17 protein-coding genes and 1 pseudogene are annotated in these 18,950 nt (G+C 65.7%); 9 read left to right on the top strand and 9 right to left on the bottom strand.

What is annotated here, in order from left to right; genetic code table 11:
• Nucleotides 1-101: 101 nt before the first annotated feature.
• The 3 genes from IEY26_RS14170 to IEY26_RS14160 all read right to left on the bottom strand — a co-directional run bounded on the left by IEY26_RS14170 (nt 102) and on the right by IEY26_RS14160 (nt 3,391).
• On the bottom strand, nt 102-968 hold the full coding sequence (locus IEY26_RS14170; protein WP_188980082.1) for an ABC transporter ATP-binding protein: 867 nt from the start codon (nt 966-968) through the stop codon (nt 102-104).
• Nucleotides 969-974: 6 nt separating this feature from the next.
• A complete protein-coding gene (locus IEY26_RS14165) occupies nt 975-2,087 on the bottom strand; it encodes a FecCD family ABC transporter permease (protein WP_229774153.1) in 1,113 nt (370 codons plus the stop codon).
• Nucleotides 2,088-2,254: 167 nt separating this feature from the next.
• Nucleotides 2,255-3,391, bottom strand: coding sequence for an ABC transporter substrate-binding protein (locus IEY26_RS14160; protein WP_188980079.1), 1,137 nt, complete (start codon nt 3,389-3,391; stop codon nt 2,255-2,257).
• A gap of 248 nt (nt 3,392-3,639) precedes the next feature.
• On the opposite strand from IEY26_RS14160, the gene IEY26_RS14155 reads away from it, so the two are divergent.
• From IEY26_RS14155 to IEY26_RS17840, 3 genes are all read left to right on the top strand, one after another.
• Entirely contained in the window at nt 3,640-6,282 is a 2,643-nt protein-coding gene (locus IEY26_RS14155; protein ID WP_188980077.1) for a valine--tRNA ligase, read from the top strand.
• Between the two features lie 98 nt (nt 6,283-6,380).
• The gene (locus IEY26_RS14150; protein ID WP_188980075.1) at nt 6,381-7,127 is read left to right on the top strand and encodes a protein-L-isoaspartate O-methyltransferase family protein; all 747 of its coding nucleotides are present in this window, start codon (nt 6,381-6,383) and stop codon (nt 7,125-7,127) included.
• Between the two features lie 123 nt (nt 7,128-7,250).
• Complete coding sequence (locus IEY26_RS17840) at nt 7,251-7,745, top strand: DUF7342 family protein (RefSeq protein WP_449405269.1); 495 nt, start codon at nt 7,251-7,253, stop codon at nt 7,743-7,745.
• A 450-nt stretch (nt 7,746-8,195) separates the two neighbouring features.
• On the opposite strand, the gene IEY26_RS14140 is transcribed toward IEY26_RS17840, so the two are convergent.
• Nucleotides 8,196-8,648, bottom strand: a complete 453-nt coding sequence (locus IEY26_RS14140; protein WP_188980071.1) for a DUF7382 domain-containing protein — start codon at nt 8,646-8,648, stop codon at nt 8,196-8,198.
• A 76-nt stretch (nt 8,649-8,724) separates the two neighbouring features.
• Between IEY26_RS14140 and IEY26_RS14135 the strand changes: the two genes are divergently transcribed.
• The 4 genes and pseudogenes from IEY26_RS14135 (at nt 8,725) to IEY26_RS14125 (ending at nt 12,922) form a co-directional block, all read left to right on the top strand.
• The gene (locus IEY26_RS14135) at nt 8,725-9,744 is read left to right on the top strand and encodes an ATP-binding protein (protein WP_188980069.1); all 1,020 of its coding nucleotides are present in this window, start codon (nt 8,725-8,727) and stop codon (nt 9,742-9,744) included.
• A gap of 31 nt (nt 9,745-9,775) precedes the next feature.
• The gene (locus IEY26_RS14130) at nt 9,776-9,955 is read left to right on the top strand and encodes a hypothetical protein (protein WP_188980067.1); all 180 of its coding nucleotides are present in this window, start codon (nt 9,776-9,778) and stop codon (nt 9,953-9,955) included.
• Between the two features lie 330 nt (nt 9,956-10,285).
• Nucleotides 10,286-10,354: pseudogene (locus IEY26_RS17805) on the top strand (surface glycoprotein); the annotation flags it as partial.
• Nucleotides 10,355-10,699: 345 nt separating this feature from the next.
• Nucleotides 10,700-12,922: a DUF7827 domain-containing protein gene (locus tag IEY26_RS14125; protein ID WP_229774151.1), complete on the top strand. Its 2,223-nt coding sequence runs from the start codon at nt 10,700-10,702 to the stop codon at nt 12,920-12,922.
• Between the two features lie 221 nt (nt 12,923-13,143).
• Here IEY26_RS14125 and IEY26_RS17515 read toward each other — a convergent pair whose 3' ends face one another.
• Nucleotides 13,144-13,512, bottom strand: coding sequence for a hypothetical protein (locus tag IEY26_RS17515; protein WP_229774150.1), 369 nt, complete (start codon nt 13,510-13,512; stop codon nt 13,144-13,146).
• Nucleotide 13,513: 1 nt separating this feature from the next.
• On the opposite strand from IEY26_RS17515, the gene IEY26_RS14120 reads away from it, so the two are divergent.
• The gene (locus IEY26_RS14120) at nt 13,514-14,683 is read left to right on the top strand and encodes a PGF-CTERM-anchored ABC transporter substrate-binding protein (protein ID WP_229774149.1); all 1,170 of its coding nucleotides are present in this window, start codon (nt 13,514-13,516) and stop codon (nt 14,681-14,683) included.
• A 293-nt stretch (nt 14,684-14,976) separates the two neighbouring features.
• Complete coding sequence (gene artA, locus IEY26_RS14115) at nt 14,977-15,864, top strand: archaeosortase A (protein WP_188980060.1); 888 nt, start codon at nt 14,977-14,979, stop codon at nt 15,862-15,864.
• Between the two features lie 81 nt (nt 15,865-15,945).
• Here artA and IEY26_RS14110 read toward each other — a convergent pair whose 3' ends face one another.
• The 4 genes from IEY26_RS14110 to IEY26_RS14095 all read right to left on the bottom strand — a co-directional run bounded on the left by IEY26_RS14110 (nt 15,946) and on the right by IEY26_RS14095 (nt 18,922).
• Nucleotides 15,946-16,584: an NAD(P)-dependent oxidoreductase gene (locus IEY26_RS14110; RefSeq protein WP_188980058.1), complete on the bottom strand. Its 639-nt coding sequence runs from the start codon at nt 16,582-16,584 to the stop codon at nt 15,946-15,948.
• 63 nt (nt 16,585-16,647) lie between these two features.
• Nucleotides 16,648-17,826 carry a hypothetical protein gene (locus IEY26_RS14105; RefSeq protein ID WP_229774148.1) on the bottom strand — a complete coding sequence of 393 codons (1,179 nt, stop codon included), beginning with the start codon at nt 17,824-17,826 and terminating at the stop codon, nt 16,648-16,650.
• A 140-nt stretch (nt 17,827-17,966) separates the two neighbouring features.
• On the bottom strand, nt 17,967-18,407 hold the full coding sequence (locus IEY26_RS14100; RefSeq protein WP_188980054.1) for a hypothetical protein: 441 nt from the start codon (nt 18,405-18,407) through the stop codon (nt 17,967-17,969).
• Complete coding sequence (locus IEY26_RS14095) at nt 18,407-18,922, bottom strand: DUF7342 family protein (RefSeq protein WP_229774147.1); 516 nt, start codon at nt 18,920-18,922, stop codon at nt 18,407-18,409. Before IEY26_RS14095 ends, IEY26_RS14100 begins: the two co-directional genes overlap by 1 nt.
• Nucleotides 18,923-18,950 lie beyond the last annotated feature (28 nt).

The following is an 18,950-nucleotide window of genomic DNA, read 5'->3' as shown; positions in this document are numbered from 1 at the left end:
ATACCGGCTAGTCGAGAAACCGGGGTTTGTACGCGTCGAAACAGGACGAGAACGAGGGGTTTCGCGGGCGAACACCCGGACGACCGGTGAGCCCGGCGCGCTCAGTCGTCGAGCGCGCGCTTCGGCGTGATGGTGGGTTCCGCGCCGTACTCGACGGCGGCTTCGACACCGAAGACCTCGGCGAGGAGCTGCTCGGAGACGACGTCTTCGGGGCGACCCCAGTCGTAGACGTCGCCGTCCTGGAGGGCGACGAGGTAGTCGGCGAACCGCGCGGCCTGCGTGATGTCGTGGAGGACGACGCAGACGGTGACGCCGCGCTCCTCGTTGAGCGTGCGAATGACGTCCATCACCTGAAGCTGGTGGCGGAGGTCGAGGTAGGTCGTGGGCTCGTCGAGGAGGAGGGTTTCGGTCTCCTGGGCGAGCGCCATCGCGATCCAGACGAGCTGGCGCTGGCCACCGGAGAGGCTCCCGATTTCGACGTCGCGGAGGTGAGTGACGCCCGCGAGTTCGAGCGCGCGCTCCACGGCCGTCTCGTCTTCTTCCGTTCGCCCGTCGAAGAAGCCCTTGTGTGGGTAGCGCCCGTGGTGGATGAGCTCCTCGACGGTGATGCCCTCGGGGGCGGTGTTCTGCTGGGCGAGCATGCCGAGCTCGCGGGCGAACTCCTTCGACCCGAAGTCGGCGAGCTCGCGGCCGTCGAGGAGGACGTCGCCGGCTTCGGGTTCGAGGTGGCGGGCGAGCGACTTCAGTAGCGTACTCTTCCCGCTGCCGTTCGGGCCGACGAGCGCCGTGACTTCGCCTTCCGGGATGACGAGCGTCTCGGTGTCGATGACGGGTTCGTCGAGGCCGGGATAGCCGAGTTGGAGGTCGTTCGCGTGGAGTTTCGCGTCAGACTCCGACGGCGTGCTCGCGGCGTTCGACGAAGGTTCGTAGTGCGCGTCGTCCGTGGTGTTGGGTTGGGTCTGTGACATGGGTGGTTAGAGGGCGCTGAAGTCTTCGTGGCGTCGCATGAGGTAGAGGAAGTAGGGGCCGCCGATGACGCCGGTGACGACGCCGACGGGGACCTGGACGGGGTTGAGGGCGAGGCGGGCGATGACGTCGGCGGCGACCATGAGGGCGGGGCCGGCGAAGATGCAGCCGACGACGAGGCGTTTGTAGTCGCTCCCGACGACGGTGCGGACGACGTGGGGGACGACGAGGCCGACGAAGCCGACGAGGCCGGCGACGGAGACGGCGGCGGCCGCGGCGAGGATGGCGAGGCCGGAGAGGCCGAAGCGGATGCGTTCGACGCTCATGCCGAGGGAGCGCGCGGTCTTCTCGCCGAGGAGGAGGACGTTGAGGTGGCGGGCAGCGGCGACGGCGACGGGGAGAACGATGAGCGTCGGGAGGGCGACGAGGCGGACCTGCTGCCAGCCGACGCCGGTGAGCGAGCCGGTCGTCCACGCGATTGCGGTCTTCACCGCGCCGGTGCTGTCGAGGAAGTAGAATAATCCCGTTTGGAGGGATTGGAAGACGGTGGCGACGACGACGCCGGCGAGGACGAGGCGAACGGGACTCGTGCCGCGCTTCCAGGCGATGGCGTAGACGAGGAGGAAGGCGAGCGCGCCGCCGACCGCGGCGGCGAACGGGAGGACGTAGGTCGCGCTCGCGAAGAAGACGAGCGTGACGAGGACGGCGAGGCCCGCGCCGCCGGAGACGCCGAGCACGTACGGGCTCGCGAGCTCGTTCCGCGTGATTGCCTGGAAGATCGCGCCGGAGATCGCGAGGTTGACACCGACGAGCGCGGCGACGAAGACGCGCGGCATCCGGAGGCTCCAGATGATGAGGGCGTCCCGGCTGAACCACTCGGGGAGGTCGCTCCCGGTGAAGAAGGCCGCCCAGACGTCCGGGTTGAAGAGGATGTGCGGGTTCGTGAGCACGTGGTAGGTGACGCCGAAGGGCGTCCCGTAGGAGCCCTGTGACACCTGAATGAATGCGCCGACGAGTACGATGAGCGTGCTGCCGACGACGAGACCGGCGAGGCGCTGGTTCCGCGGGTCGACGAAGGGGTGGCCGTCGCGTGTCGCGGTACTCGTCTCTTCGGAGGTCACGGTGTCCTCCGCGGTCGAGTCTCTGGTGTTCGCGACGCCACGTCCATCACCACTATATCGTTTAGGGCTACCTAAATCCATTGCGGTCGGAGAACGAAGACGCATGCAGGGGCCTGTCGTGGGAGCGTCGCCGCCCGCCGACCGGGTCACGGCGACACGGCCGGTGGTTAGATGTCGCCGCTGACGATGTCGGCGACGCGCCCGCGGTCGAAGAGCTCGTCTTCGACGCCGTAGAGCTGCTGTGCGCCGCGCTCGGTGAGGACGAGGTTCGCGATGGGGCCCTGGTAGAGCGGGCCGCCGCGGTAGACGTCGCCGTTCTTCACGGCGGTGAGTTCGCTCGCCGTCTCGTGTTCTTCCATGAAGGCGACGACGGAGTCCTCGAACTCGGCGGCGGTCTTGGACTCGTTGGCGCGGAGGAGGAGGACGTCGGGGTCGACTTTGAGCAGGGTCTCGTAGTCGACTTCGCCGCGGCCGGAGTGGAAGTCCTGGACGTCGGTTTCGGCGAGCGCGTCGCGGACGTTCAGGTCGCGCCACTGCTTGTAGCTCGTGCCGTCGCCGACGAGGTACGGGTAGAAGGAGGTCGGTTCGCTCGACGTCGGCCAGAGGATAGCGACGCGCGGGCGCTCCGACTCGCTCGTCGGGACGAAGTCGAGGTTCGACTGGACGTCCTCGTGGAGGCTCGCGAACGCCTCGTAGCGGTCGGTGCGCTGGAAGAGCTGGGCGACCTTCTCGAAGGCCTCGTAGAGCGTGTAGTACTGGTAGTCCTCGTGCCAGGAGTAGGTCCGAGAGAAGCTGGCGTTCCCGAAGAACGGCGCGATGTTCTCCGCGACCTCGTCGACGTCGGCCTCCGACCAGCCCTTGAAGCGGTTCATCAGGAAGTTCGGGTCCTGCACGTGGACGTCGGCGTCGAGGGCGTAGTAGCGCTCCTTCGACACGCCGTCCTGATAGAGAGAGATGGTGTCGCTCTTGTCGGCGGAGACGCCGTCGATACCGTCGTAGTAGTTCGTGTGCCAGCGGTTCGCGAGCCAGAGCGCCTTCGGCTCGTCGACGCCGAGGGCGACGCCCATGTCGGCGTAGCTCCCGTTGTTCGCGACCCAGGTCTCGGGGACGCTGTCGAAGGTGACGTCGCCCATCGGGGCCATCGAGACGGTGTACGAGGCGTCTTCCGTCGTGGTCTGCGTGGTCGTGGTCGTCGTCTGGCTGGTGGTCGAGCTAGTCGTGGTGTCGCCGCCGCTGCCCGAGCAGCCGGCGAGCGTCGCGCCGAGCGCCGCGCCGCCGACGCCGAGGAAGGTCCGTCGGTCCATACTCGTTTAGGTTGCCCTAAACACCATATAGCCACCGGTTTTTCGGCAGGCCTAAACGAACGGGTCGGACGGGAAGTTTTTTACGCGCGCCAGTCGACCCTGCGGGTATGTGCGTCGCTGCCGCCGTAGTACGTGTGTAACCCCCGCTCCGACTCGACGCGACGACCGAGTCATCGGAACACTGTACGTCCGTTTCTCACGCGCGCCACGACCCGCGACACGACCGACAGCGACGACCACGACAATCCATGACTGACGTTCCCGACGCCTACGAACCCGACGAACTCGAGCCTCGACTCCAGGACGACTGGCAGAACAGCGACGTCTACGCCTTCGACGGCGAGACCGACCCGGACACCCAGTACATCATCGACACGCCGCCGCCGTACCCGACGGGGGAACTCCACATCGGGCACGCGCTCGGCTGGAGTTACATCGACTTCGCGGCGCGCTTCCACCGCCTCCAGGGCGACGACGTCCTCTTCCCGCAGGGCTGGGACTGCCACGGCCTCCCGACCGAAGTGAAAGTCGAGGAGAACCACGGTATTCAGCGGACGGACGTCCCGCGCGACGAGTTCCGCGAGATGTGCGTCGAGCACACGGAGGCGCAGATCGCGTCGATGAAGGAGACGATGCGGGAGCTCGGGTTCAGTCAGGACTGGAACGCCGAGTACCGCACGATGGACGCCGACTACTGGGGGAAGACCCAGGAGTCCTTCGTGGAGATGGCGGACCGCGACGCCGTCTACCGGGACGAACACCCGGTTAATTGGTGTCCGCGCTGCGAGACCGCCATCGCGGACGCCGAGGTCGAACCCATCGAGCGCGAGGGGACGCTCCACTACGTGACGTTCCCGGGCGTCGGGAACGACGACGTCGAAATCGCGACGACGCGCCCCGAGCTCATGGCCGCCTGCGTGGCGATGGCCGTCCACCCCGACGACGAGCGCTACGAGGGCCGCGAAGGCGACACGTTCGAGGTGCCGCTCTTCGGGCACGAGGTCGAACTCATCACGGACGACGAGGTCGACCCCGACTTCGGCTCCGGCGCGGTCATGATCTGTACCTTCGGGGACAAACAGGACGTGACGTGGTGGGCGGAGTACGACCTCGACCTCCGCGCCGTCTTCACCGAGGACGGCCACCTCGACGACGGTGCGGGCGAGTACGCCGGCCTCACCATCGACGAAGCGAAAGAGGCCATCGCCGCCGACCTCGACGACGAGGGCTACCTGAACGACACCGAACCCACCGAGCAGTCCGTCGGCGCGTGCTGGCGCTGCGATACGCCCATCGAGATCCTCTCGAAGGACCAGTGGTTCGTCGAAGTCGACAAGGAGGGCGTCCTCGACCTCGCCGACGACGTGGAGTGGATTCCCGACCACATGCACGCCCGCCTCGTCGAGTGGACGGAGGGCATGGACTGGGACTGGGTCATCTCCCGCCAGCGCGTCTTCGCCACCCCCATCCCCGCCTGGCAGTGCGAGGACTGCGGGCACTGGCACATCGCGGACTCTGAGGAGACCCCCGTCGACCCGACCGAGGAACCGCCCGCAGTCGGCGACTGCCCCGAATGCGGGAGCGCCGAGTGGACCGGCGAGACCGACGTCATGGACACCTGGATGGACTCCTCCATCACGCCGCTCCACATCTCCGGCTGGCCCGGCGACGTCGACCTCGACGACTTCGACCCCGTCAGCCTCCGCCCGCAGGGCCACGACATCATCCGCACCTGGGCGTTCTACACCCTCCTGCGGACGGGTGGCCTCACCGAACAGCCGCCCTGGGAGACCATCCTCGTCAACGGCATGGTCTTCGGTCCTGATGGAAATAAGATGAGTAAGAGTCGCGGGAACGTCGTCGCGCCCGACGAAGCCGTCGAGGAGTACTCCGCCGACGCCGTCCGTCAGGCGCTCGCCATCGGCGGACAGCCCGGCGCGGACGTCCAGTTCCAGTGGAAGGAAGCGAAATCCGCCTCTCGCTTCCTCACGAAGCTCTGGAACATCTTCAAGTTCGCGAGCGGCCACTTCGACGAGGACACCCCAGACATCGAGAACCCCGCGTTCCGCGACGCCGACAAGTGGATCCTCTCCAAGCTCTCCCGCGTCGCCAGCACCGTCGAAGCCGAGATGGACGCCTACCGCTTCGACGCCGCGCTCCGCGAACTCCGCGAGTTCGTCTGGGACGACCTCGCGGACGACTACGTCGAACTCGCCAAGGGACGCCTCTACAACGGTCGGCCCGGCGAGCGCGACGCCGCCCGCTACACGCTCTACACCGCCGTGTCCGCGAGCGTCCGCATGCTCTCCGCGTTCAGCCCCCACCTCACCGACGAGATCTGGACCTACCTCCCCGGCGCAGACGGCAGCGTCCACAACGCCGACTGGCCCGCCCTCGACTACCACGACGAGGACGCCGAAGCGCGAGGCGACTACATCGCGGAGACCGCGAGCGAAGTCCGCGCGTGGAAGTCCGCGAACGGCTACCCGCTCAACGCCGACCTCGAACGCGTCGAGGTCTACTTCGACTTCCCCGACGCCCCGAGCGTCGACACCTACGACCTCTCCGAGACCATCAACGCGCCCGTCCGCGTCGCCGACGGCCGCCCCGACGTCGAACTCGAACCCGTCGACGTCGACGCGGACGAGTCCGAGATCGGCCCCGAGTTCCGCGGCGACGCCGGCCTCGTCATCCAAGCCCTCCAAGAGGCCGACCCGAGCGTCATCCAAGCCCAGAAAGACACAGGAGATACGATCACCGTCGAGAACGACGGCCAGGAGTTCGAACTCGACGCCGACTGGGTCACCATCGACGAGGAGTTCCGCGCGCAGTCCGGCGAGGAAGTCGCCGTCATCGAAACCGAATTCGGCACCGTCCTCATCTACCCCTGAGCACGCCCTGAAGTCCTGACACGCCGCTCTCTCCTCTCTATATTTCTGCCGCTCCACGGTCGGGTAGCCTTCAAGACGCTGTAGCTCTGAGAGACGGTATGGAGTACGCGGCGGTGCGAGAGGACATGGTCGCGAGCCTCGAACACGACACGAAGCGGGTCGTCCGCTCTCGAACACTCGGCGACGCGATGCGGTCGGTCCCGCGCCACGAGTTCGTCGAGACGGACGTCCCGCACCGCGCGTACGCGGACCGCTCCTTCGAACACCAGGGAACGCGCGTGCTGTCCCCGGCGACGGTCGGGCGGCTCTTCGAGGCGCTCGACGTCCGCGAGGACGACTCGGTGCTCGTCGTCGGCGCGGGCGTCGGCTACACCGCCGCCGTCGCCGCGGAACTCACGAGCCCGAGACACGTACACGCAATCGATATCTCTCGCCGACTCGTCTACGACGCCCGAACCAACCTCGATACGGCCGGGTACGGCGGCGTCCTCGTCGACCAGGGTGACGGCGCGGAGGGCCTCGACGCCTACGCGCCCTTCGACCGCATCCTCGTCGAAGCCGCCGCCGTCGCCCCGCCCGACCGCCTCCGCCGCCAGCTCACCGACGACGGCCGACTCGTCCTCCCGACCGGAGACGGGGCGGGCGAGCAGACGCTCGCAGTCTACGACCGCGCGGGCACGCGAGTGGACGACCGCGGCCCCGCCACCTTCGCCCCGCTCCTCGTCGACGGCGAACAAACCGGCGTCCCGATCCGCAACCGAACCCACCGCGAGGACGTCGAGCACGCCGAACGCGCCATGGAGAAACGCCCCGGCTGGGAGCACGACTGGATCGACTGGGACTGACGCCCCTCGACGACTCGCGCTCTAAGCAGATATCTTACGACCGGGAGAACGATATATCGACATAGCCGCCGACTATCCGCGTATGAGTGACGGGACAGAGACGGGTGACGGTGCGCGGGCGCGGTGGGACGCGAATCGAACCACGTTCCAGCGTACGACGTCGTCACCGGAACGACCGACTTCGCGAGCGCGAAAACGATCGGCGAGCGCGCCGACTGCTCGACGGACGGTGCGCGCTCGGCGTTGACGCAGCTCGTCGAAATGGGAATCGCCGAACGCCGCGGTACTCGTCCCGCCGAATACCGGCGTAACGACTCCTACTTCCGCTGGAAACGCATCGAAACGCTCGCACGCGAACACTCCACGGCAGACCTCCGTGAGGAAGTCGATGCGCTACTTGCGGAAGACCAGTCGTTCCAAGACCGCTTCGACGCCCCGAGCCCCGACGCAATTTCGCCGGCGACATTCGAGGATATCGACCACGAAGACGTTCACGACCGGTGGGACGCGTTGACTCGCTGGCGGAGCGTCCGCGACCACCTCGAAATCCTCCAGCAAGCGATTCATCGGGCCGAGCGGGACGCCGACGGCCGAACCGGCGAATCGGCGTCCGCATAGCGACCCCGGATGTCCGACGACACCGACGCCCTCCCCGAGGGCCGCCTCGACGTCCCGACACTCCAGACGCTCGCCCAGCGCGCCGCGACTCACCCACTCGTCGACGACTGGGCGTTCGACCCGTCGAATCTTTCCCCCCGTGTTCTCCGCGTTTCGCTCACTGCTGGTGCGTATTCGACCTCCGTCACGGCCGCCCGGCTCGACATTCGCTGGTTCGACGCCGGCGACTACTCCGTTCACTACGTCGAAGAGCGAGACGACGACGGTCGCTTCCAGTGTCGGTGGGACCGGCATCCGAAGACGACCGCACCGCGCACGCATTTCCATCCGCCGCCCGATGCCGGCGACGCCGAACCGTCGCCGCTCGACCCACATTATCTCGACGTGTTGTTCACCGTCCTCGACCGGGTTCGGGAGCGAGTCGAACGCCTCCACGAGGAGTGGAGTGACCTACCCCTCGACGACGAGCACGCCCGTGTTCTGTCGGTTGTCGGTGTAGGAGCCGCTCGGCGGCTTGAGTGTGACGTCGAGCGTTCCCTCCTGTTGGTTCGCGCGGAGTCGCGGTGTGACATCGAGGGACGCGACGCCGTTCTCGTTCGTCTTCGCGACGGCGATGCCGTCGTCGAGGCGGGCGGTCCCGGGTTTGAGGACGACCGTGACGCCCGCGACGGGGTCGCCGTTCGCGTCGACGGCGCGGACGTCGAGCTCCCGACTCCCGGGGTGGACGACGTCGGGCGTCGGCTGCGCGCCGAGTTCGCTCGCCGCGAGCGTGTTCACGCCCGAGACGAGGTTGAGCATCACGGAGAGGCAGGCGACGCCGACGACGAACGCCACCACGAGCCGCACGGGGAGACCCTCGATGGCGCGCTCGTCGCCGCGGAGTTCGCTGAGTCTGAGGTCCATGACCCGGACTGGCCGCCCGTTCGTATTTGAACGCTCGCACGAAGGTTCAAACGAGAGCGCGCGGCGACTCTCCGCTATGGACGTCATCGGACGGCACGCGGACGAGCACGGGCCGAGCGTTCGGCTCGGCCACTACCTCGCGCGGGACGGCTCCGCCGGCGCGCCCGTCGGGCTGGACCTCGACCGACCGCACGCCGCGCTCGTCCTCGGGAAACGGGGCACGGGGAAATCCCACACGCTCGGGGTTATCGCTGAAGGTCTCGCACGCGCGAGCGACGTCACCGGCGTCGTCGTCGACCCGCTCGGCGCGCTCTGCGGCCTCCCCGACGGCGTTTCCGCCCGCACTATCGAACCCCGGATTCCCGCGAGCGCCGTCCCGCCCGCGCAGTGGCCCGAACTCCTCGGCCTCGACACCGACTCCTCTGCAGGCTCGCTCGTCTGGCGCGCCGCCAGCGACGCCGACTCGCTCCACGAGATGCGGTCGTTCCTCGCCGCACGCGACAGACCCGACGCGCCCGGGGTTCGCGCGGCACGGAACCACCTCGCGCTCGCCGCCGACTGGAACATTTTCGACGCCGACGCCGCCCTCGGTGACGTTCTCGGTTCTGCCGTGACGGTCCTCGACTGCACGCGCCTCGCCCCCGCCGCCCGCGACGCCGTCGTCGGCGCACTCGCCCGCGCCCTCTACGAGCACGCCGTCACCACCGACCTCGACCGCCTCCCCTGGCTCCTCGTCGACGAAGCCCACGTCCCCTTTCGCGGCACCGCCGCCCCCGCCCTCCACAGCCTCCTCACGCGCGGGCGCGCACCCGGCGTCAGCCTCGTCCTCGCCACCCAACGCCCCAGCACGCTCCCCCCTGTCGCCGGCGCGCAAGCCGACCTCCTCCTCGCCCACCACCTCTCCAGTCGCGCCGACCGCCAGGCACTCCGCGACATCGCCCCCGCCACCCTCGACGAAACCGCCCTCCACCGACTCCCCCGTGACACTGGCGACGCCCTCCTCGTCGACGACACCACCGAACACGCCCTCACCGTTCGCGTCCGCGAGCGCCACACCCCACACCTCGGTGACAGCCCGCGCGCCAGCCGGAGGTAGCTTTAACTCTCCCTGCCCGTATTCTCGCCCTATGGCTCAGTCCGGCGACCGCCGCGTCCACTTCCTCCTCAACCTCGTCCTCTCCACCATCTACGCCACCGTCGTCGTCTACGGCGCGGACTACGCCGGCTACTGGACCTTCACCCCAGAGAACGTCGTCGGCGTCGCCGCCCTCATCTTCATCATCACCTACCTCGTCATCTACCGCTGACTCGAACCCGCAGGGTTCTGTGCGCGCACGGACGACAGAACCCGTCTCCCCGACGATTCTTACAGGAACTTCGACGTCGAAATCACTCGCCAACCGAACTCGGTAATTGCGTCTCCTGGCCCGCTGAGGCCGACGCAGAACCCGATTCACACCCAATCACGCGTGTGGGTCTCTTTCGCACGATTTCGGGCGTTTCGCGCCGAATCCCTGCACAAAGTATTTACCCGTGACTACTGTTGATTGTGATGTACCCCTACCCATGACTGAAGCGTTCAGTATCGCTCGTGCGGTCGAGCGCGACCAACGTGGACGTCGAACCAGAACTCAACAATGACAAACGACACTAATACCAAAACGCGTGCGGTGTTCCTCACCGCGCTGATGGTTGTGTCCGTCTTCGCGGGCGTCGTCGCCTTCTCCGGTGGCGCCGCTGCTGCGAACTCTCCGACGGATGTCAACATCAGCCCGTCTGCTCCCGTTAACTCTGGAGCGTCGGTGACGCACGATATCGCATTCACAGCACCGAATCTGAACAGCGCCAATAGCGGTGGCACGGTTAACGTCACGCTTTCGCTCAGCAACGGTGCTGAGTTCACGAGCGTGAATAACATCGCCTCCAGCATTGGCACCTCCAAGAGCGGCTTCGTCACCAACAATGGCGACATCGCTTTCGAGGTTCAGCCTTCTAGCTCCAACGTCGACGCCGACATCACCGTTGAGGGTGCCACGATTCAGTACCCCAACGTGAACACTGACACGAACGTTGCTATCACGGCTGACATCACCGACCAGAACGGTGACGACGTGAACAACGCTCAGCTCGGCTCCATCTCGGTCAACGCGCCGAACCAGGGCGACTACGAGTTCGACGACAAGCTCGACACGAACACGACGTTCTGGCAGGGCCAGGACCTCTACTTCAGCGGTCAGGCTGACGCCACCTACGAGGTTCGTAGCTACGACGCTGGCGACGAGGTCGTCGGCGGCCTGGCGACCCAGTTCACCACGGGTGACGACGGTGTCTACGTCCTTGGCACGTCCGAACTCGACGGTGACTACGTCATCGAAGCTCCTAACGGCGAATACGTCCAGATCTCGGGCGGGAGCGCTGGCTCCACCTTCAGTAACGCTGGTGCCACGACCTGGGAGGTCGCAACCCAGTCCTTCTCCGCGTCCTTCGACAGCGACAACGTCACGCGTGGAGAGACGGTCGACCTCGATCTCGACTCCAACCGCGGTGACTACGCGGTTAACGTCTCCGCGAGCGGAATGGACTACACTGACCTCGAAAACCTCTTCCCGAGCAGCGCGTACTCGGACGTCACCGAGGACCAGTACTCCAGCGATGACATCCTCGTCATCTCCGGTAGCAACGACGTCTCCTACACGCTGAACGCGCAGGACTCCAGCCCGAAGACGCCGACGGGCGAACACAACTTCACGTTCGACGTGACCGACACGTCCGCTGAGGACATGGACACGCTCAACGTGAAGAAAGCTGGCGACGAGAAGGTCAGCCTCAGCCCGAGCACCTACACGGTCGGTCAGGGTGACGTCGCGAACATCACGGTCAACCTGCAGAATACGGACACCGCTCACGTCTCGGTCGGTTCCGATGACGCGAACTACAAGATCGCCGGTACGATCGTCGACGACAACGATGACGGCAAGGTGTACGTCCAGTTCAACACCTACAACGCTGGTGACGACCCGCAGAACCTGTCCACCAGCGGTGGCGACGTCCTTTCCGTCACGAGCGACGACAAGCTCTCGAACGTCTACGAGGAGGGCGACCTCGATGGTCTCCTCGCGACCAGCAGTGACGGCTACGACATTGGCGTCACTACCAACACGAGCACCGACGCTAACGACATCGACGACTACAACAACACGTTCGACTCGCCCGACGCACTCGGCTCCCTGTTCGTCCAGTCCAGCTCCCTGACGGGTGTCACGACGTGGACGACTGCGAGCGACACCACGCTCGACGAGAAGGCCGACGTCTACTCGGCGATCGACAACGAGACGCTCGTCGAGGACTCCTCCATCACGAAGGTTGAGGACGAATCCACGAGCGACCTCGTCGTCCTTCAGATCGAAGGTAGCGGCTTCTTCGGCGCGCTCGAAAGCAAGGACCTTCAGGACCTTCAGGCAACTTCCAACGGTGGCAGCGAGCTTGACGTGACGAACAGCGAGTTCGTCATCAACGTCACGCAGACGAACCCCGCTCCGAACGCGCCTAACAAGGTCATCAACGTCACGGCTACTGCGAACACCGTCGTTGACCAGAAGAACAACTCGCTCTTCGTCGCGTTCAAACCGTCCACCGCTGAGACGTTCGACGGTGGCAACGACGTCGAAGTTGAAGACGAGTACGAAGTTAACGTCACGATCCCGAAGGAGAGCAAGATCTCCAAGAAGCTCAAGCACGTTAACACGGACTTCAGCGTCGAAGACGCTGACACGTCCTTCGACACGAACGACAACGACACGATCGTTGTCGAGCCCGCAGCGAACCAGACCATCAGCGGTACGACGAACTGGGCGCCTGGCAACGAGTTCACGATCCGCGCGCAGTCGGACTCTGACCAGAACCCGTTCATCAAGACGGACTCCTCCGTCAACGCGACCGCTGACGGCACCTTCGCCGGCGACTTCGACTTCAGCGACACGCAGGTCGGCACCAACTTCACCGTCTCCATCAACGCCCTCTCCGAGGACGTTGACGACGTTGACGGTATGGTAGTTGAAGACGCTGGCACGAGCACGAGCACGACCACGACGTCCACGACGACGTCCACGACGACGTCCACGACGACGTCCACGACGACGTCCACGACGACGACGTCCAGCGGCACGACGTCGACGTCCACGACGACGTCTACCAGCACGCCCGGCTTCGGCGTTGCTGTTGGTCTCATCGCGCTCCTCGGCGCTGCGCTCATCGCGCTCCGCCGCGACAACTAAACTAACTACGACTGACCGCCGATAGCGGTCACACGCGGCTTCGGTTTTTCTTTGGCGCGCTACACCGAGCAGCGTTAGCTCCTGCGATGCCGTGCCTCTGAATGGGTCACCGAAAACCCGGGAGTGAGCACTGCAGCACTCCGCTTGCGTGGCGATACTCCGTTATTGAGTCTCTCAAACCCGACCCACAACTAAACTTGTCTTAGATAAACTTTTGTTTATCAAGTCTCTCGTAGAGATGTGAGACTTAGAGCCCTTCTTCTCGCCTTCGTGGTCATTGGCTCAGTGTTCAGTGGGGGAATCACTGGTTCGGTCGGAGCGACAGGCGCAAGTGGACCGGAAGCGGTTACCGCTGGGCCCGTTGCCGCGGCGGGGAACACTGCAACGACAACGACCACGACGACGACATCGACGACGACGACCAGCACGTCATCGACAACGACGTCAACGACGACATCGACGTCAACGACGACGACCAGTACGTCATCGACGACAACGACGTCGACGACGACATCTAGCGGGGCAAGCCCGATTGAGACGACCTGTGAGTATCCGGTCTCGGAGACCGATGCGACAGGAACGGTCGTCACGATGGATACGCCCCCGGAACGTATTGTGACGCTTAGTCCGAGTGCGGCGCAGATTGTCTGGGAGATTGGTGCTGCGGACCGCGTTGTGGGGGTGACGGGATCTGCGAGTTATCTTGACGGCGCGAGCGAGAAAGCAGACGTGTCCGGATCCGGGATGAGCTATGTCGACCAAGAGAAGGTCGTCTCCCTCGAACCAGACTTGGTCCTCGCCCCTGATACGATTTCAGACGAGACCGTGGGTACGCTCCGTGACTCCGGACTTACCGTTTACCACTATGAGGCCGCGGAGAGTATCGCGGATATCAAGGAGCAAACTCACGCGACGGGCCGCCTCACCGGGAACTGCGACGGAGCGAGTGAGACCGTTTCCACGATGGAATCTCGGCTCGCCACCGTCGATGAAGCGACCTCCGGAACTGACCGGCCAGGCGTCCTCTACACCTTCTACGGGTACACTGCCGGGAGCGAGACGTTCATCGATAACATCATCACGCTCGCTGGCGGGACGAACGTCGCCGCTGAGGCAGGAATCACTGGATACAAGGAGATTAGTAGTGAGGTCATTGTTCAGCAGAACCCCGAGTGGATCGTACGGAATAGTCAGAATCCGTCTGTTCCGAAAACTTCGGCGTACAACAGCACTGACGCGGTGAAGAACGGGAACGTTGTGGTTCTCGATAACAACTATTTGAACCAGCCTGCACCCCGCGTCGTTCAGCCGATTACGACCCTCGCGAAGGCTCTCCATCCTGAGTCGTGGGGTGATGGAACCGAGACCGATTCGACGGACGGAAACGAGGAAGACGACCACGGTAACGGAAATAGCGGCAGCTCCAGCCATCATAGCGATCAAACGACGACCACCAATCTGACGGTGAACGCGACGAATCAGACGGTGAATGCGACGAATCAGACGGTGAACGTGACGAATCAGAGCGTGGGAACGGTAAACTTCACTGCGAACGGAACGAAACAGACGCCCAATGAGACGGCTGTGAGTCTGGCGAACGAGAGCACCACGGAGGAAGCGGAGACAACGTCGACGTCGACCGAGACCACGAGGGATACAACCACGAGTGATACGACCACGAGCACGACGACACCCGGTTTCGAGGTTACAGCAGGCCTAATGGCACTCGTACTCGTCATGCTTATCGGACGGCGGCAGTAGACACGACACCGCTTGGCTTCGGCAGAGGCCCGAGTGTCGTCGTGATGAGAGACGGGCTGGTTCGAGTTCACGGGTTCGGCGTCCCACGGTCCGTTACTCCTGTATCGCTCGCTGTCGACTCCAGCGTCCGTATCGGCGATTCGGTGTCGGATGCGCTGAATCGGCCGAGGACGTCGCCGAATTCGACGGGACATTCAGGGAATGAGGCGGTGGCGTTCCGTGCGCCGACAGTGTCGACGCCGATCGGGCGGTGACCGTCATCGCTTTCCGGGTACGGCGCGAAGAATCGGGCAATGTCTCTCGCGTTGACTGACCGGCTCGCGTGGGTCGTCATCGCGTTGTTCGTGGGTTCGGTGGTGCTCGCGGGTCGACGTGAGGCGGTCGCTCGCTACGTGTCGGTTGCGGCCTGGGCGTCCTTCGCGGTGTTCTGGGGCCTGCTGATCGACCATTTCGCGTTCGTGCAGGCGTCGCCCATCGAGGGCGTGTTGAGCGCGCTCGCCGTTCCGGGCTGTCTCTACGCGGCGTACCTCGCGTACAACGGCCGGAACGGGATGGCGACGCTGCAGAAGGCGATCGCGGTCATGGGTATCGTCTACCTGCCCTTCCTGACGGTACGCTACCTGCACGTCGTCGGCGTGCACGCCATCGTCGCGCACGTCGACTGGATCCTGCACACGCTCGGCTACGACCCCGAGATCATCACGTACAACATCCCGAACGATAGCTTCCTGATGGTGACGCCCGAGCAGCGCTACGTGACGACGGTGCTCCTCGCGTGCACGGGCGTCGGGAGTATGGCGGTGGTGACGGGGCTCATCGCGGCCGTCGACGCGCCGCTCCGCCGCCGCGCCATCGCGTTCGGCGTCGCCATCCCCATCATCTACGCGCTGAACGTCCTCCGCGTCGCGTTCATCGCGCTCTCGAACGGCGAGCAGTGGTTCGCCGGGCCGTTCTTCCAGGCTCTCATCCGCCCGGTCTTCGGCGTCGACCAGTACATGGTCTCCTACATCGTCGCCGACCGCATCATCGCCCAGTCGCTCTCACTCGTCGTTCTCGTCGCCATCACGCTCGGCCTCGTCCGCGTTCTCCCCGAGCTCGCGGGCTTCCTCGAAGACCTCCTCGAAGTCGCCACCGGGAACGAGTACGACCTCCAAGGTCTCACCGAGACGCAGACGGAGTAGTCGACCGCGCTCTCTCGCTCGTCACGGGCTCGTGGTTCAGCGTGTGGTTTCGCGTTCCCGTGGAAGGGCTGTAGCGCGCGGTCAGTAGCCGACGCCGGTGTACGTGTGGATGGCGTCGCCGGTTTCGAGTTCGTCGGCGAGCGCGATGGCGAAGTCCTCCATGGAGACGTAGCTGTCGCCGTCGTCGTCGGTGACGAGTTCGCCTTCGTTCGTGCGGTAGTCGCCGGTGCGTTCGCCGGGCTCGATGACCGCGGCGGGCGCGAGATACGTCCACCGGAGGTCGTCGGCGTCTTCGAGGACGCCGTAGGCGTCGATGGCGGCGCGCGCGAGCGGCTCCCACTCCTCGGGGAACTCGTCGGTGTCGACGAGTTTGGTTTCGGGGGCGACGTTGAGGCCGCCTGCGCCGCCCGTCCAGACGAGTCGGTCGACTGACGCGGTGCGGAGACCGTCGATGACGGCGTTCATCATCTCGACGAGGACGTCGGGGTTCTCGTCGCCGCTCGGGCCGAGCGTCGACACGACGGCGTCGTGCGCGGTGGCGAGCTTCGCGATGTCGCTCGCGCTCGTGGCGTCGCCGGCGATGGGAACGACCTCCTCGTCGTCGACGCCGTCGATGGTTCCGCTTCGAGAGACGCCCGTGACGGAGTGGTCGCGCGCGGTGAGTTCGCTGGCAGTTCGTACGCCGATTCGGCCGCTCGCACCTAGCAGGAGCACGTCCATACCGGCACGTCGACGAGAACGCGCATAGTGGTTGGTGAGGAGGCGACGCCCGCGGGTTTCGACTCAGGCTGGCGCGTCCGCGGCGTTCGGTGCGGCGTCGGCGACGGTGGGCGTGACGGCGTTCGCGAAGCGGACGAGGTTCCCGAGGAGGAGCGCGAAGCTCGCGGCGAAGAAGAGCACGCCGAAGGGCGAGGAGACGTCGATGAAGAGCCAGTAGAAGGGCATCGCGGCCGTGGGGCCGAGGGCGACGACGGCGAGCTGGGAGAGGACGGGGCCGCAACAACAGCAGGCGTTCGGCGCGGCGATGGCGGCCGCGCCGGCCGCGCCGTTGAATCCGGCGTCGTCCCGGCAGTGCCACTGGTAGGCGACGATGGCGGCGTTGACGCCGACGAGCGCGGCGAGCGAGAGGACGAGCGCCATCATGCCGAGAGAGAGGTAGCCGGTGAGGGGGAGGCTGGGGAACCAGAACTCGACGGCGGGCCAGTAGACGAGCGGGTCTTTGACCGGGAGGACGCGGACGAAGGAGTGCGCCCACGAGATGTTTCCAGTGGGGTCGGGGAAGATGATGAGGATGCCCGCAGAGAACATGAAGAAGACGGCGGCGAGGAGGCCGACGGCGACGCCGAAGCGTCGCGCGAGCGGGTCCGCGGCGAGCGCGGCGAGCGCGTGGCGCGCGTCCCGGTAGGCGATGTAGGCGACGCCGGCGAGCACGCTCGCGAAGAGGACGTAGCCCGCGGGATTCACCGAGGATTGGAGGCCGAGGTTGTCGAAGGCGGCGGGGTAGACGACCCACGCGCCGAGGAGGACGCCGAGGACGGCGTAGCGCGGTCGCTCCGGCCAGCGGAGGCGGCCGACAGCGAAACTCCCGGCGATGACGGCGACGCCGGCGATGAGGCGGAACGCCGTGAGCGTCTCGGACGTGAGCGGTCGCTGGCTCACGTTGAGGGAGAGCACGGGCGAGAGCTGGACGAGCGCGACCGCGCCGAACGCGGCGACGACCAGTCCGAAGAAGACGACGGTGAGGAGCCGGCCGACGCCGACGGCGTAGTCGCTGCGTCGCAGGAAGACGCCCGCGGCGACGACGCCGAGCCCGCCGAGGAGCGGGACGAGCGCGTACCACTGGTGGACGCCCGGCAGGTAGTGGCCGCCGCCGTGCGCCGCCGCCGTCGGCACGCCACTCAGGAGCACGATACCGAGGCCGGCGAGCGCGAGCAGTCGTGACGCCGGCCGCGGCCTACCCATCGAACTCCCCTCCCCCGCGACCGCGAGAGACATCGCTCATACGGACACTTTCTGTGCTGCCGCCTACACGGTTCTGGTGCACGCGTCGAAACGGCTCTCTCCGACATCTGAGAATCGGGTTCGTCGGCTGTGAACGCTCGTCAGCTTTGCGCGAGCTCCGGAATTTTCTCGTCGAACAGGCGGTCGAGTGCGGTCCAGAGTACCTCCGTCGGGACGGCGTTCTCGAACTGAGCGCGCTGGTGGTCGCTCGACTCGCTGCGTGCGCTCTCGTACTGGAAGTGAACCGGGCCGAGTGCAGGGTGGTCGTCGTCGCGATGCCACCCGCAGGTGAATCCGGTGTTCGGGTCTGCGTAGTGAATCCGGTACTGTTCGTCGTTCGAGGTGAAGCGCCACTCGACGTCAAGCGTCGGTGGTTCGGGTCCGGTCGGTGGACTGACTCGGGATGGGTCGATTTTCGCGCGGAGGAACCGCTTGACGATACTGTCAGGCTCATACGTGACGCGCGTAATCCGTGGATCTCGCTGCAGGATGTCTTTGACCCCTTCGTAGACCGAGGTGTCGATTGTCCCGGAGAGCCCCATCAGACAGGGATTGTGTCGTGCTCGCTCGCCCAGTCGTACTCGGTGAGGGCGGCGCGAACGACGGGGATGCGCTCGTCGAGGTGCTCCCACTCGGCGGCCGTCTCTCGGCGCGTTTCGATTTCCTCGGCGTCGTCGAGGTCGGCGATACTCGCACGGAGCTCGCCCGGGGTTTCGACGTCGTACGAGACCTGCCACTCCGTAATCTTCTCACGCATGGATTCGAGCGCGGACGTAAGCGCTTCCCGGTCGTGTTCACGCTGGAGGGCGGCGATTTCGCGATAGGTCGCCATGAGCTGATCGACGCAGTAGCACGTCTGGTCGCCCTGTTCGATTCGCCGCAGGACGTTGTCTTCGACGAGCTGGTCGAGGTACTTCTGGGCGGTCTTGACTGAGACGCCGGTCTCGTCGGCGACCCAAGAGGCGGTCCGGGGCGTACGTAGCGTGCGGGCTGCTGCGCGGACGCGCTCTCCGCGTGTCATCGACGACTGTGTGTTCTCGTTCCCCCTCTCGGACATACTACTAGCTACGGGCGGATAGAACATA

This window comes from Halocalculus aciditolerans (assembly GCF_014647475.1).
Classification (GTDB): Archaea; Halobacteriota; Halobacteria; order Halobacteriales; family Halobacteriaceae; genus Halocalculus; species Halocalculus aciditolerans.
Note: the sequence above shows the minus strand (reverse complement) of the source record. Positions and strands in the feature narration are given on the sequence as shown.

Bases quoted from the DNA above. Each gene is read 5' to 3' on its own strand.
- IEY26_RS14170 (WP_188980082.1), bottom strand. From the start codon at position 968: ATGTCACAGACCCAACCCAACACCACGGACGACGCGCACTACGAACCT.
- IEY26_RS14160 (WP_188980079.1), bottom strand. From the start codon at position 3,391: ATGGACCGACGGACCTTCCTCGGCGTCGGCGGCGCGGCGCTCGGCGCG.
- IEY26_RS14155 (WP_188980077.1), top strand. From the start codon at position 3,640: ATGACTGACGTTCCCGACGCCTACGAACCCGACGAACTCGAGCCTCGA.
- IEY26_RS14150 (WP_188980075.1), top strand. From the start codon at position 6,381: ATGGAGTACGCGGCGGTGCGAGAGGACATGGTCGCGAGCCTCGAACAC.
- IEY26_RS14140 (WP_188980071.1), bottom strand. From the start codon at position 8,648: ATGGACCTCAGACTCAGCGAACTCCGCGGCGACGAGCGCGCCATCGAG.
- IEY26_RS14135 (WP_188980069.1), top strand. From the start codon at position 8,725: ATGGACGTCATCGGACGGCACGCGGACGAGCACGGGCCGAGCGTTCGG.
- IEY26_RS14130 (WP_188980067.1), top strand. From the start codon at position 9,776: ATGGCTCAGTCCGGCGACCGCCGCGTCCACTTCCTCCTCAACCTCGTC.
- IEY26_RS14120 (WP_229774149.1), top strand. From the start codon at position 13,514: ATGGATACGCCCCCGGAACGTATTGTGACGCTTAGTCCGAGTGCGGCG.
- artA (WP_188980060.1), top strand. From the start codon at position 14,977: ATGTCTCTCGCGTTGACTGACCGGCTCGCGTGGGTCGTCATCGCGTTG.
- IEY26_RS14110 (WP_188980058.1), bottom strand. From the start codon at position 16,584: ATGGACGTGCTCCTGCTAGGTGCGAGCGGCCGAATCGGCGTACGAACT.
- IEY26_RS14105 (WP_229774148.1), bottom strand. From the start codon at position 17,826: ATGGGTAGGCCGCGGCCGGCGTCACGACTGCTCGCGCTCGCCGGCCTC.
- IEY26_RS14100 (WP_188980054.1), bottom strand. From the start codon at position 18,407: ATGGGGCTCTCCGGGACAATCGACACCTCGGTCTACGAAGGGGTCAAA.
- IEY26_RS14095 (WP_229774147.1), bottom strand. From the start codon at position 18,922: ATGTCCGAGAGGGGGAACGAGAACACACAGTCGTCGATGACACGCGGA.